The organism is Pedobacter sp. GQ55 (assembly GCF_059758925.1).
The window spans coordinates 796,078-809,951 of record NZ_JCAXEI010000002.1 but is presented as its reverse complement, the minus strand read 5'-3'; the positions used below and the strand labels follow the sequence as shown (position 1 = coordinate 809,951).

Annotated in this window: 10 protein-coding genes; 4 read left to right on the top strand and 6 right to left on the bottom strand. The window is 37.7% G+C overall.

Annotated features, from left to right (window positions below; translation table 11 throughout):
* Positions 1–10: 10 nt before the first annotated feature.
* Positions 11–691, bottom strand: coding sequence for a tRNA (5-methylaminomethyl-2-thiouridine)(34)-methyltransferase MnmC2 (mnmC2, locus tag AC6CH7_RS08230; protein WP_498262218.1), 681 nt, complete (start codon positions 689–691; stop codon positions 11–13).
* A 52-nt stretch (positions 692–743) separates the two neighbouring features.
* Here mnmC2 and AC6CH7_RS08225 point away from each other — a divergent pair, with 52 nt between their 5' ends.
* On the top strand, positions 744–1,079 hold the full coding sequence (locus AC6CH7_RS08225) for an MmcQ/YjbR family DNA-binding protein (protein ID WP_498262217.1): 336 nt from the start codon (positions 744–746) through the stop codon (positions 1,077–1,079).
* A gap of 3 nt (positions 1,080–1,082) precedes the next feature.
* Here AC6CH7_RS08225 and AC6CH7_RS08220 read toward each other — a convergent pair whose 3' ends face one another.
* Together AC6CH7_RS08220 and AC6CH7_RS08215 are read right to left on the bottom strand one after the other, a co-directional pair.
* Complete coding sequence (locus AC6CH7_RS08220; protein WP_498262216.1) at positions 1,083–3,542, bottom strand: TonB-dependent receptor; 2,460 nt, start codon at positions 3,540–3,542, stop codon at positions 1,083–1,085.
* Positions 3,543–3,788: 246 nt separating this feature from the next.
* Positions 3,789–3,992: a hypothetical protein gene (locus AC6CH7_RS08215; protein ID WP_498262215.1), complete on the bottom strand. Its 204-nt coding sequence runs from the start codon at positions 3,990–3,992 to the stop codon at positions 3,789–3,791.
* 109 nt (positions 3,993–4,101) lie between these two features.
* On the opposite strand from AC6CH7_RS08215, the gene AC6CH7_RS08210 reads away from it, so the two are divergent.
* A complete protein-coding gene (locus tag AC6CH7_RS08210; protein ID WP_172659486.1) occupies positions 4,102–4,752 on the top strand; it encodes a TetR/AcrR family transcriptional regulator in 651 nt (216 codons plus the stop codon).
* A gap of 33 nt (positions 4,753–4,785) precedes the next feature.
* Here AC6CH7_RS08210 and AC6CH7_RS08205 read toward each other — a convergent pair whose 3' ends face one another.
* Positions 4,786–6,822: a M13 family metallopeptidase gene (locus AC6CH7_RS08205; protein WP_498262214.1), complete on the bottom strand. Its 2,037-nt coding sequence runs from the start codon at positions 6,820–6,822 to the stop codon at positions 4,786–4,788.
* A gap of 313 nt (positions 6,823–7,135) precedes the next feature.
* Positions 7,136–8,017, bottom strand: a complete 882-nt coding sequence (locus tag AC6CH7_RS08200) for a DMT family transporter (RefSeq protein WP_498262213.1) — start codon at positions 8,015–8,017, stop codon at positions 7,136–7,138.
* 163 nt (positions 8,018–8,180) lie between these two features.
* Here AC6CH7_RS08200 and AC6CH7_RS08195 point away from each other — a divergent pair, with 163 nt between their 5' ends.
* Positions 8,181–10,334 (top strand): S9 family peptidase, encoded by a 2,154-nt coding sequence (locus tag AC6CH7_RS08195; protein WP_498262212.1) that lies wholly within the window; start codon positions 8,181–8,183, stop codon positions 10,332–10,334.
* A gap of 196 nt (positions 10,335–10,530) precedes the next feature.
* Positions 10,531–13,197, top strand: coding sequence for a valine--tRNA ligase (locus AC6CH7_RS08190; protein WP_498262211.1), 2,667 nt, complete (start codon positions 10,531–10,533; stop codon positions 13,195–13,197).
* Between the two features lie 44 nt (positions 13,198–13,241).
* Here the strand turns inward: AC6CH7_RS08190 and AC6CH7_RS08185 are convergent, their stop codons facing one another.
* Positions 13,242–13,844, bottom strand: coding sequence for a helix-turn-helix transcriptional regulator (locus AC6CH7_RS08185; protein ID WP_498262210.1), 603 nt, complete (start codon positions 13,842–13,844; stop codon positions 13,242–13,244).
* Positions 13,845–13,874 lie beyond the last annotated feature (30 nt).

Here is a 13,874-nt window from a genome sequence, read left to right as displayed (position 1 = left end):
TTTATAATAATTATTTAGGTGCAATTGCTTTAGTTGCTCTTAGCATTTCTCGCTTTCCTGGTGCCCCAGGTAGCTTTTCTATCGTAAAACCTACTGATTTGAGTGCGCGTTTAAGTTTTCCGGTAATTGCATACGTAACGAATATGCCTCCTGGTTTTAAAAACTGGCAAGTATGTGCAATGATTTCGTCTGTCCACATTTCGGGTTGATGCTGAACAGAAAAAGCATCAAAGTAAATGAGGTCAAATCTTTGCTCGGTCTGGAACCTATGAAGATATGTTTGTACGATTTTAAGCTGTTGATCTGGAAGCATGGTTACTGCCTGCAATAATGCTTTCCCATAATTGTCAATCAAACTGTTCCAAATAGTATCGGGCACGTATGCGGCATAGCCTGTTGATTCTAATTCTTCAATCCTTAAGGGGAAAGCCTCCAAACCTGTATATTTAAGCCTTATCTGATGTTCTGCACAATGAGAAATGCTCATTAAAAAGTTAAGTCCTGTGCCAAAGCCAACCTCCAAAATAGATATTTCTTTATCCGGAAAGCTGGCTATTGCATGCTTTAAACCGGCATCAATAAATACATGTTTGCTTTCCTGTAAAGCACCGTGTTTGGAATGATAGTTTTCTCCAATACTTTCATTGTATAGAGTGTTTGAACCATCAGCGGTTTGGATAAGTTTATTCATCGGTACAAACTTAGATAAAATAGTTTTTAACTTTAGACCTTAATTGCTTGCTATGAATATTGAAACATTTAGAGATTATTGCCTGAGCCTAAAGGGAACTACTGAAGGTATGAAGTGGGATCACCTGTGTTTTATGATTGAAGAAAAGATCTATGTAATTATGTCTCTTGAAGAGGGAAGGTTATCTATTAAATGTGATCCGGATGAGTTTGATATGTTGGTAGCCAGACCGGGTATTCAGCAAGCTTACCATATGGCAAAACGCCAGTGGATATCTTTAGATAGTTTGGAAGTATTGCCCGATCCTGAATTGAAAAGACGTGTTGCAGAGTCCCGAACCTTTGTACTAAGAAAGCTCAGTAAAAAGGTTCAGGAGAAATATGATTAGTGGTTATTTGCCTGATTTAACCCTACGGCCTTCTGACTCGGAACTGCCTGAGCGTTGACGGGCGGCTTTAATATCGTTACTTCCAAATCGGTATGTACATGTTAAGCGGAATACCTGACTTTCCCATCTTTCATTAACTACATAGTTTTGTGAAGACAGGGCACTTGTAATTACACTCTTTTGCATTTTAAACAGATCATTTGCGGCAAGTTTGATGCTCAATTTTTTATCCAGGAAAGATTTATTTATACCGAGGTCAATACCATACTGAGGGTCTATTAATATTGTTCCGTAAACTTGTTTAGATTGATAAAAGCCAGACCACTCTATATTTAATGACGGATTTACCGTAATGGTTTGAGTTGTATTAAAGTTAAATGCAACTCTTCCACTTTGAAATGGTTGGCCTAAAAGATCTGGTGTTTTAAAATTGTTGTAGAAACCTGTGAAATTGTTGTTGCTGCTCCACCACTTTGTTATTTGTATCGGGTAACTAATGTTCAGGTTGTATGCATCTTGCGTAGCAAGGTTCTGATTAGAGATGAAGATTGTTTTTTTAGCCGTATCTGTTAATAGAACATCAGACATTACATCAGTGGTATGGCTATAACCAAATGTTACGTTTAATGTTTTTTTGTAAGAATAAGATAGTTCAAAAGCATTAGTATACTGAGGTTTTAAGAATGGATTCCCAAACCTGTAAGTATACAAATCAAGGTAATAGATAAATGGATTTAATGATCCGTAATCTGGACGGTCAATTCTTCTGCTGTAAGAAATGCCCATTTCATGATCTTTTGATAGTTCCTGATTTATAAAAATGCTTGGGAAAAGGTTAAGATAGTGCCTGTTTACTACTTTCGACTCCGTAACAGAATTTCCTTTTGAGTTGGTTTGTTCAGCTCTCAGGCCTAGTTGTACAGATGTAGTTTTAAATTTTTTATTAAGGTTGGCATAGGCAGCATTGATGTTTTCATCATATAGGAACTGATTACTGCGTTTAGTATCATTTTGCCATTGGCTGCCTTCGTAATTCTCAAAAATGAAGTTATTGTCTGTTTCTACAAAACTTGATTTTAAACCTACTTCAAGTTTCATTTCTTTATTAATAGGGTAGGTATAATCCGTTTTTCCTGCCCATATTTTTGTTGTGGATGGCGTAGCATTCCTAAAAATGTAATCGGGTTTAGCGGGTTGGCCTAAATTGTTTAAATATTTGTTGTTGAAGTTGTTGTCTTGTCTTCCAATATGTTCAGAGTAATCAGCATCTATGCTTATTTCCTGCCCAAGGCTGTCTATTGTTCCTTTATAGTTTAAGTTGTAAGACATGCCGGTGTATTTATATCTGTTAGGGTTTTGCGCTACTACTGATGAATCTGTTTTGGAAGGTTGATCGCCTATCAATGTAAGCACATCTGATGCGTTTTTTCCGTTTGCATTATATCCATTAAAAGCAAAACCAATTGTATTTTTATCATTAATAAAGTAATCTATACCACCTTTATAATTGCTGTTGTTTCTGCGTCTGATGTTACTGTTGGTTTGATCAAAATAGGTTTTATCAGTTTCCGTATCGTTAACCCTGACAATATCTGTGCTGCCAAACCCTTTGTTGCGACCGTAATCATAATTCCCAAAAACATTGATTTTCTTTTCACGGTGATTTAGGTTTAAACCACCATTTGCTTTGTAATATCTGCCATAACCAACACCTCCAAGTATAGAGCCATTGGTGCCATAATTCCTGTTCTTTTTCAGTTTAATATTGATGATCCCCGAGTTACCGGCGGCATCATATTTTGCAGATGGATTCGTAATTAATTCGATAGATTGGATTGCATTTCCCTCTGTAGATCGAAGTAGGTTGGCCAATTGTTCTGCGGATAGGTAGGTAGGTTTGCCATCGAGCATTACGGTAACACCCTGTTTACCCTTTAAGCTAATCTTGCCATCTTTGTCGACAGTAACTCCAGGCGATTTCTGTAAAATATCCAGAGCGGTATTACCAGCTGCCAGGGCGCTATTCTCTACATTTATTACAGTTTTATCAATCTGTCTTTCTATCAAGGGTTTTTGTTTAACAATCTCAACGCCTTTTAACTGTTTAGCATCGGTTGCTAGTTGGACATTGCCCAGATCATGAGTTTTTTTGTCAGAACTTATAGAGTAGGGTCCCTTAAATACCTTTTTGTAACCAACTACATAGATGGCAATCAGATAATTGCCTTGTTTAATTTCTTTTAACTGGTAAGTCCCATTGTCGGAGGTAAGCGTACCCTTTACTGTTGTAGAATCTTTGGCATTTAACAGGCTAATGGTAGCATAAGGAAATGCTTTTTGTTGTTCGTCTAACACCTTACCGGATATTTCTCCGTTTGTATTGTCTGATTGCGCATTCGCGACTGAAAAAGTCAGCATAGAGGCAAATATGGCGAGAAGTAGAATGTATTTATTAGGTTTCATAATGACATACTTTTTCCACATACGCTTTTAAGCATATTAATCGAATATGTGAAGGGTTTTTGTGATTCTTATTAGTTGTTTATAAGATGCAGGAATAGTGCAAAAGGTTACAACCAATATTAAAAAAAAATGAAATATGCCCTTATAGGATTAATTACGAACTTCCTTTAAATAAAAATGACCCGAAATTCCTTCCTGGTCATTTGAATTGTTGAGCGTTGGGTTAATATTTTGATTTCTTCTTTATTAGTCGGATTTAATGATTAATTCTTCGGTTTTATTAAAATTCCAGACTTGTCTTTGCTCCATTCTATCTATAACTAACGAGAAAGAGTCTTCATTTTCAATGATTTCGAGGAGGGTGCCCAGATTGACTATAATGTCTCCTGCAGCCAGGTTCGAAATACTAATGGCTTTTAGATCTGGTAAAGATTCAGGTACGTAATTCATAATGAGAGATGATTAATTTAAGCTATTTGGTATATAAAACTTTCTCAAAAATAGTTGTTAGAATTTTGCAAAGTGGTGACATACACATTTTTTTTCTTATTTTTAGCCCATGGAGAAACCCAGAAAACGTATTGCAGGCGCAATCAGAGATAAGGAAAGAACTATGCTTAAACTGATTGCTGCAGTAGGTGAAATCATTAAAAATGAGGGGTATACGGCATTAGGTGTTAACAATATCGCTAAAAAAGCTGAGGTCAATAAGAAGCTGATTTATAGGTACTTTGATAACAATGTAAATAATTTGATAGAAACCTACGTAAAGACAAAAGATTATTGGATTGGCTTATCTGGAGACATGGAAAGACTTATGGCCGAATCTCAAATTGATGGTGGCCGGCCTATGGTTAAAACAATTTTAAAAACCCATCTTAGCTTTTTTTACACGGAAGAGGAAATGCAGAAGATCGTTATCTGGGAAACAAGTGAAAAAAGTAAACTGATGAAGGAGGTTGGTTTAAAACGAGAAGCTTTTGGTGAAGAGGTTTTTAAACTACTTCTTCCGAATTTCGAAAAATCAGGTGTTGACTTTCGTGCGATAATGGCACTGCAGGTAGCAGGTATAATTTTTATGGTATTGCAGTCTAAGGCTAGCGGAAATCCATTTTGTGGTATTGATATTAATAATCCGAATGATATGGATCGAATATTAAAATCACTCGATCAACTCACTGATTTGGTATACGATAAAGCAAAAAACTAAACTAATGGCGCTTTTGCAAGCGCCATTATATATTTACCACATTCTAATTCTGTCTTCAGGTTTCTTATATAATTTATCACCCGGTTTAACATCAAATGCCTCATACCACGCATCCATATTTACAGGTGCTCCAATGGTTCTGTAAGGCCCTGGCGAGTGTGGATCTGTTTTAATCAGCTGCGCTGCACTTTCAGGTAAAATGTTACCTCTCCAAACCTGTGCCCATGAGAGGAAGAAACGCTGATCTGGTGTAAAACCATCAATCTTTTCATTCGATTGACCCTGTTTAGTTAACTTAAATGCGGTATATGCAGCATTAAGACCGCCAAGGTCACCTATATTTTCGCCCATCGTCAGTTTTCCTATTACGTGGATGGTATCTAATACCGTATAGGCATCAAATTGCTCCCCTAAAGCCTTGGTTTTTGCATCAAATTTACTCTTATCTTCATCAGTCCACCAGTTACGCAGATTACCATCTTTATCATACTGGCTTCCTGAATCATCAAATCCGTGAGACATTTCATGTCCAATTACAGCACCAATACCACCATAATTAACGGCATCATCAGCATTTGGATCAAAGAACGGGAACTGAAGAATTCCGGCAGGGAATACAATCTCATTCATTGTTGGACTGTAGTAGGCGTTAACTGTTGGTGGGGTCATTCCGAAACGCGTACGGTCTACAGGTTTGCCTAATTGATCTATTGATTCTTTATATCCCCATGCACCTGCGTTTCTTAAGTTCTGGAAATAGGTAGCACGGCTTATAACTAGGCCATCATAGTTTTTCCACTTGTCCGGATATCCAATTTTAGGAACAAATGCATTTAGTTTGGCAAGTGCTTTTTCTTTTGTTGGAGCACTCATCCAATCCAGATTTTTAATCCTGATCTCAAATGCTTTTCTAAGGTTACTGATAAGTTCCGCCATACGGAGTTTTGCATCCGGTTTAAAATACTTAGCAACATATAGCTGGCCTAATAATTCTCCAATAGTGCCATCTGTTAATTGCGACATTCTTTGCCATCTTGGAGTCTGAACTTTTTGTCCGCTTTGTACCTGATTAAAAGCAAAGTTTGCTGCCACAAAAGGCGAACTTAGGTTAGGAGCAGCATTTTTTAGCACATTCCATTCCAGGTACGTTTTCCAATCTTTTAAAGAAACACTCTTTAGCATTTCGTCAAAAGTCACAAAGAATTTAGGAGCAGAAACAAGTATGGTGTCCTGACCGTTTACTTTTAGTTTAAGCAGCATTTTTGCCCAGTCTACAAATGGAGTGCTTTTACTAAAGTCTGCAACGGTAAACTTATTATAGGTTTTATATGGATCGCGCATTTCTACACGAGACATTTGTGCATCTGCAAATTTCTTTTCTATTGACATTACCGCTGCTGCTTTTTGCTGAGCTTCGGTGTTCTTGTAGCCAACTAAACCAAAAAGGGTAGTCATATAGATTGTATATGCCTCACGAATTTTTACACTCCTGCTGTCATCCTTCAAATAGTAATCGCGATCAGGAAGCGTAGTGCCACCTTGTCCAAGCTGAGGAAGGTATTTTGTTACGTTTTTCCTGTCCTGCCCAACACCAAACCCAAACATAGGTGAAGCAAGTCCGCTTACACGCATATATATCGTTTGGTCCAAAACATCTTGAACAGTTTTAAGTTGTTTAACTTTTTCCAGATCGGCTTTAATTGGACTATAGCCCAATTTTTCAATTGCTATACTGTCCATTGCAGCAGCAAAGAAATCACCTACACGTTTTTTTACCGATCCTACCGGAGCTGTTTTATCCGTAGCAGCATCTTCTACAAGTCCTTTTACAGCATTGATATTAAAATCTCTTAATACATTGAAACTGCCCCAACGTGTTTCTTTTGCAGGAACAGGATTGTTTTTAATCCATGTGCCGCTGGCGTAGATGTAAAAATCATCTCCAGGTTTTACGCTGAGATCCATGTTGGCTGGGTCAATAAATTTTGTGGGAGATTGAGCACTAGCTGTATAGCCGGTCGCAAGAATTCCTAAGGCAGCAATATGCCTGGTTAGTTTTAAAATATTCATAAAGTTAGTCAACAGATTTTATAACACTTTATCTATGCAGGAGAATCCCTGCGACATGTGGTGTTTATAATAACATCAATGAGGTAAAAGTAATAAATACTGCTCAACAAGCATTTTGTCTATTCAAAATATTACTTGTTAAACCAGTAGTAGATTTTAGTTAGGCTGAACCGCCTAAGCAAGGAACCTGAAAAGAAAAATAGTTTTATTGCTTTCATGACTAAGTCAGTTATACCTATTTAACATATTTTAACATATTTTATTGTGTAAGGGGTATAAAATATGTCCTATTGTTTGGTTAGGTATAATCTGCTTACTGCTTAATAATGTTTCTGCTTAATTTTTTTCTCTGGCCAAGATATAATCCGAAAACAACAAGCAAAGTACCTGCAACTGTGTACAGGGTAATAGGCTCGTCCATTAACCACCAGGCATAAAAGAAGCCGAAAAGCGGACATAGGAACAACCATAGTGAGGCTTTAACCGTGTCTATTTTTAATAAGTAGAACCAACATATAAGCCCTATTACAGACACTGCAAGGCTAAGCCATAAAGCAGAAAATATAAGCCTGTTGTCCATTTGTATCGATGAAAAGTCGCTAAAGAAAAAGGTAAAAGGGAGCAGAAATATTCCCCCTAATGCCACCTGCCATCCATTGATCAAAATGTTGGGAAGCTTCCATTTTACTCTCGCGTAGTATACACTGGCAAAAGATACACAGACCATACTTAACATCAATAAGCTTATTCCCATTAGCGTTGTACTGCTATCTTTTAACAATGGATAGGTGGCAATTCCGATACCTGCCATGCCTATTATAATACTAAATATTTCTTCTTTTGACGGTTTACGACCAATTAGCCAGGAAGACAATAGTACAATTAATAGTGGGTTTGTTGATGTTGCTAAACTACCTATACCTGCAGCAGTATATTTCATTGCACATACGTATAAGCCCAGATAAACGGTGGTATTTAAAAGCCCAAATATTGCAAGATGCTTCCATTCTTCGGCATTAGGTAATTTATAGGATTTATTAAATACATATCCAAATGAGAGCAATACAAGCCCCGCCAGGAAAAAACGAATATTTGCCAGGACCAATGGAGGCGCAGATAAAATGCCAAATTTTGTAGCTACAGATGCTGAAGCCCACAACATAGCGAACATTAAACCTATAAAGATGTTTTTCACACATCAAAGGTAATCAAGCCAACGATGTAATTTGCGATATTTTGTATAAGTTTGGCACCAACTTATTATTCATACGATGAAACCATCATGTGCTGCATCATATAAACCGAAATGAATAATATCGGGCAGCGCATGATAGCTTCATCATCTTTTAAGACAACTGATGAAAAAACTGATTTTATGCATTCAATTGCTGTCTATTGCTTTTTATGGCATAGCCCAGAATAAACAATTGACCATTCAGGATGCAATGAGTAATGCACGCACTACTTTGGCTCCCGAAAATCTTTCTCAAATTCAATTTATTTATGGCACAGAAAATTATGTGTATGCCAAAAAAGTAGGGAATGAGCCTGTATGGATGAGTGGTGATTTTAAGCGTCAGCAGGAACAGCAGTTCTTATCATTGGCCCAGTTAAATCAGAAATTAAAATCACTTCAAAAGGATACGTTAAAGTCGATGCCTGTTATTCAATTTAATCAGGGACCTGATTGGATATTAACTGTTAACGGAAGTAAGGTTGCGCTCAATCCCGTAAAGAATACCTATAAGGTGCTTATAGATCAATCTATTGCCGGTAAAACTAATGTTGAACAAGGTACAGCTGGTTACATCGCTTATCTGGATAACTTCAATTTGTTTGTAGCAAATGGTACTGATCAGAACCAGGTAACTAAAGATGGCAGCAAAGATATTGTGTATGCCTCGTCAGTACATCGTGATGAATTTGGGATAACTAAAGGAACGTTCTGGAGCAATAGTGGTAAGCTGCTTGCTTTTTATAGAATGGATCAGAGCATGGTTTCTGATTATCCGATCATAGATTGGACGACCAGGCCTGCAAAAAATGTAAATATTAAATACCCTATGGCAGGCGATAAGAGCCATGAGGTAACTGTAGGGGTTTATAATGCAGATACCAAAGCTGTGGTGCACCTTAAAACAGGTGAACCTGTTGAGCAGTATCTTACTAATATTGCATGGAGTCCGGATGATAAATACATATACATTGCCGTTTTAAATCGCGGACAGAATCACATGAAGCTAAATCAATATGATGCTGCTACCGGTGATTTTGTGAAAACATTATTTGAAGAAAAGGATGAAAAATATGTTGAGCCGTTAGTGCCTATGCTATTCCTTAAAAATGATCCTTCTAGGTTCATCTGGCAAAGTAACCGTGATGGATGGAATCATTTATATCTATACGATTTAAATGGAAAAGTATTGAAACAGTTGACAAAAGGAAACTGGGAGGTACTTGATGTAAAAGGATTTAATACAAAAGGTGATCAGTTGTTTTATGTTTCTACCGAAGAGTCTCCAATCACCCGTAATTTGTATAAGCTTAATGTAAAGTCGGGTAAATCGAATAGAATTACACAAGGTCGTGCTGTACACAATGCACAGGTAAGCACTTCTGGAAACACGGTGATTGATAATTACAGTAGTCCGGAACAACCTCGAGTAATTCAGTTAATAGAAACTGCAACGGCTAAAACAAAAACATTATTAAAAGCACCCAATCCTTTAGCTGCATTTGTTACAGAAAACTCCTCGATCTTTACCATAAAAAGTAACAGTGGAGACGATTTGTATTGCAGCTTATATAAACCAGTTGGTTACGACAGCACAAAAAAGTACCCGGTTATTGTGTATTGGTATGGCGGTTCACATGCTCAGCTTATCTTAAACTCGTGGAATGCAGGTGCTGGAGATTATTGGTTCAGGTATATGGCTGAACGTGGTTATGTGGTATTAACAATCGATACAAGAGGAAGTGATAATAGAGGTAAAGCTTTTGAACAGTCTATGTTCCGCAGAGCGGGGGACGTGCAGATGGAAGATATGATGAAGGCAGTAGATTACCTGAAGGGCCTTCCTTATGTTGATTCTGCTAATATGGGCCTGTTTGGCTGGAGTTTTGGTGGTTTCGGTACGATTGATTTTATGGTTACACATCCTGGTATTTTTAAAGCCGCTGTTGCAGGCGGCCCGGTAATAAACTGGAAGTTTTATGAGGTGATGTATACTGAACGCTATATGGATACTCCGCAGGAAAATCCTGAAGGCTATGCGGCCACTGACTTGAGTAGTAAGGTTGATCAGCTAAAAGGAAAACTGATGTTAATCCATGGCCTGCAGGATCCTGTTGTAGTACAGCAACACTCTGTCGATTTCGTTAAAAAAGCTGTTGATAAGGGTATTCAGGTAGATTATATGATCTACCCTGGTCATGAGCATAACGTAATTGGTAAAGACAGAGCGCATTTGTATCAAAAGGTTACTGATTACTTTATGCAAAACTTGAAGTAAAGAAACTAAGGTTAAAAAAGATCAATGTACTTTGAGGACATTGATCTTTTTCCCCATTTTTCTATTTCCTTTTCCAAAAAAAGTCAGTGTTATGAGCTGACATGCAAAATCTTCCCTTCAAGATTTTGAGGAAGCGAATAGCATCTGTCTTTTTTATTCTTATTTTTACAGCCAAATCTGATACTTTTTCAAAATAATGAGCATTTCTACAAAATACGACCCGGCGGCAACCGAAGACAAATGGTACAGCTACTGGATAGAGAAGAACTTTTTTCATTCTGAGCCTGACGAACGTGAGCCTTATACCATTGTAATCCCTCCTCCAAATGTGACTGGGGTTTTGCATATGGGGCATATGCTGAATAATACAATTCAGGATGTACTGATCCGTAGAGCACGTATGCAAGGTAAAAATGCTTGCTGGGTACCTGGAACAGATCATGCATCAATTGCTACTGAAGCAAAAGTTGTTGCCATGCTTAAAGAAAGAGGGATCAGCAAAAAAGATCTTACCAGAGAAGAATTTCTGAAATATGCATGGGAATGGAAAGATAAATACGGCGGTATTATTCTTGATCAGCTGAAAAAGTTAGGCGCGAGCTGCGACTGGGAGCGTACACGCTTTACTATGGAAGAGGATCTTTCAGAAGCAGTAATCGATAGTTTTATCCATTTGTATAAAAAAGGAAGAATCTATCGTGGTGTGCGTATGGTGAACTGGGATCCGGCAGGCAAAACTGCGGTTTCTGATGAAGAAGTGATCCGTAAAGAGGTAAATCAAAAGTTATATTATATAAAATATTCGATATCCGGAACCAATGATTTCTTAACCATTGCAACCACCCGTCCGGAAACAATTATGGCAGATGCCGCCATTTGTGTTAACCCTAACGACGAGCGTTACCAGCACTTGAAAGGAAAAAAAGTTTTTATACCGCTAATCAATCGTGAAATACCTGTTATTCAGGATGAGTATGTAACAATGGATTTTGGAACCGGATGCTTAAAGGTTACTCCTGCCCATGATTTGAATGATTATGAATTGGGTGTTAAACATAAGCTGCCTGTAATAGATATCTTAAATGAAGATGGTACATTAAACGAACTTGCTGTTGTACTTGTTGGTGAAGACCGCTTTGTGGCAAGAAAAAAGATTGCTGTTTTATTAGACGAAGCTGGCCATTTAGATAAAGTTGAGGACTATAAATCGCAAGTAGGTTTTTCTGAACGTACCAATGCAGCTATTGAACCTAAACTATCTATGCAATGGTTCTGCAAAATGGATGAAATGGCCAAGCCAGCATTGAAAGATGTATTGGAAGGTGATGTTAAGTTAATCCCTGAAAAGTTCGTAAACACCTATCGTCATTGGATGGAGAATGTGAGGGACTGGAATATCAGTAGACAACTGTGGTGGGGACAACAAATACCTGCATGGTACGATGATAAAGGCAATTGGGTTGTAGCAAAAACTAAAGAAGAAGCGCTTGATGAGTTTTTAAAACTTAAAGATATTGACGGGCTATTTACGGAAACTGAAATCCATGGTTTTAAACATCAGCTGGCACCTTTTGTAACTCAGGATCCTGATGTAATGGATACCTGGTTTTCGTCATGGTTATGGCCGATCTCTGTGTTTAATGGTTTTAAAGATCCTGACAATAAAGATATTAACTATTACTATCCTACCAATGATCTGGTTACTGCCCCTGAGATCTTATTTTTCTGGGTAGCACGTATGATTATGGCAGGCCATGAGTTCAGAGGTCAAAAGCCTTTTACAAATGTTTATTTAACAGGTATTGTAAGAGATAAATTGGGCCGTAAAATGTCTAAATCATTAGGTAACTCTCCTGATCCTATTGGCTTAATTGAAAAATATGGCGCAGATGGAGTAAGGGTAGGGATGCTATTGTGCTCTCCTGCCGGAAACGATTTGATGTTCGATGAAAGTTACTGTGAGCAAGGCCGTAATTTTGCCAACAAAATATGGAATGCTTTTAGGTTAGTTAAAGGCTGGGAGGTTGATCAAAATCTTGAAAATCCTAATCAGCAAGCTATATTGTGGTTCGAAAACCGCTTTAATGAGGCGCTCGCAGAGATTGAAGATAACTTTAAACAATACCGTTTATCAGAAGCTTTAATGGCTTGTTATAAATTGGTATGGGATGATTTCTGCGCCTGGTACCTTGAAATGGTTAAGCCAGCCTATCAACATCCAATAGATACTGAAACTTTAAAAGTAACTATCGGTTTCTTCGAGAAAATCCTAACACTATTACATCCGTTTATGCCTTTCTTAACAGAAGAATTATGGCATGATGAACTCTTCGGAGAGAAAGGTGAACTTGATTGCTGTATCGTAGCAAGCTATCCTGTCGTTGGTAAAGCGGATGCACAATTACTTAAAGAAGTGGAGGTTATTAAAGGCTTGGTAGCTGAGATCAGGAACGTTAGAAATACAAAACAGATCTCGCCTAAAGAAGCGCTTCCTCTGGCTATAAAGGTAAACTCTTCTTTAGATTTTGAAAAATGGTTAAATATTGTATTCAAGCTCGCTAACATTAATCAGGTTGAGTTTGTAAACGATAAGATTCCAGGTGCTGTAAATTTTATGGTGGGTAACGATGAGTTCTTTATTCATCTAAATGAAGCTATTGATATTGACGTTGAGATAGAGCGCTTAAAGGGAGAGCTGGTTTATTTACAAGGCTTTTTAAAAGCTGTAGATGCTAAACTAAGTAACGAAAGGTTTGTGCAAAATGCAAAACCTGAGATCATTCAAAACGAACGTAATAAAAAAGCAGATGCTGAATCGAAGATCAATACTATCGAAGAAAGTCTTGCTGCTTTAAAAGGATAATTTTAATGAGCATTCTTCAGTAACCGGCTGGAGAATGCTCTATTTTAACTAGCCTTCTTTAATGTTATTCGGTAGGCGCACCTTCTGTCGCCTGCAATAATATGATTTACCCGTATTATATCTATGTCCTCGCCCAATACAGACTTAAAAGTGTTAAGTTCTGAGGCACAGAAACCTTGACAAACCTGTGCTGCTGCACAAATTGGGCAGTGGTTCTCTATCAATAAATAGCCTTGTTCATCTTTACTATATTCAGCCATGTATCCTTCCCTTGTACGGATATCTGCAAGCTGAGAGATACGACCTTCAAGATCTGTAATAGATTGTAATTCATTTGAATATTTTTCTTTACCAACTTGTTCACCTGCCGCTATCACTTTATCAAGAGCTTCGTTGCCCAGCGTAGTTTTCATAAGCTGTATCAACTTAACGGTAAGTTCGGCATGCGTATCAGGAAAACCAGCATTTCCTTCTTCTGTTAAACTAAAATACACAGTAGGTCTGCCAACCCCTTTTGATTCGTTGGTCGATTTGATTAATCCCTCCTCACTTAATTTAATGAGTTGTAAGCGTGCACCCTCACTTGTAATCCCAAGTTCCTTTGAAATTTCCCCTGCAGTTAGCGCACCGCGGGTTTTTAATAGCATTAAGAATCGATTTGTCTTCATAATCTAATA

Bases quoted from the DNA above. Each gene is read 5' to 3' on its own strand.
- mnmC2 (WP_498262218.1), bottom strand. From the start codon at position 691: ATGAATAAACTTATCCAAACCGCTGATGGTTCAAACACTCTATACAAT.
- AC6CH7_RS08225 (WP_498262217.1), top strand. From the start codon at position 744: ATGAATATTGAAACATTTAGAGATTATTGCCTGAGCCTAAAGGGAACT.
- AC6CH7_RS08220 (WP_498262216.1), bottom strand. From the start codon at position 3,542: ATGAAACCTAATAAATACATTCTACTTCTCGCCATATTTGCCTCTATG.
- AC6CH7_RS08215 (WP_498262215.1), bottom strand. From the start codon at position 3,992: ATGAATTACGTACCTGAATCTTTACCAGATCTAAAAGCCATTAGTATT.
- AC6CH7_RS08210 (WP_172659486.1), top strand. From the start codon at position 4,102: ATGGAGAAACCCAGAAAACGTATTGCAGGCGCAATCAGAGATAAGGAA.
- AC6CH7_RS08205 (WP_498262214.1), bottom strand. From the start codon at position 6,822: ATGAATATTTTAAAACTAACCAGGCATATTGCTGCCTTAGGAATTCTT.
- AC6CH7_RS08195 (WP_498262212.1), top strand. From the start codon at position 8,181: ATGAAAAAACTGATTTTATGCATTCAATTGCTGTCTATTGCTTTTTAT.
- AC6CH7_RS08190 (WP_498262211.1), top strand. From the start codon at position 10,531: ATGAGCATTTCTACAAAATACGACCCGGCGGCAACCGAAGACAAATGG.
- AC6CH7_RS08185 (WP_498262210.1), bottom strand. From the start codon at position 13,844: ATGCTATTAAAAACCCGCGGTGCGCTAACTGCAGGGGAAATTTCAAAG.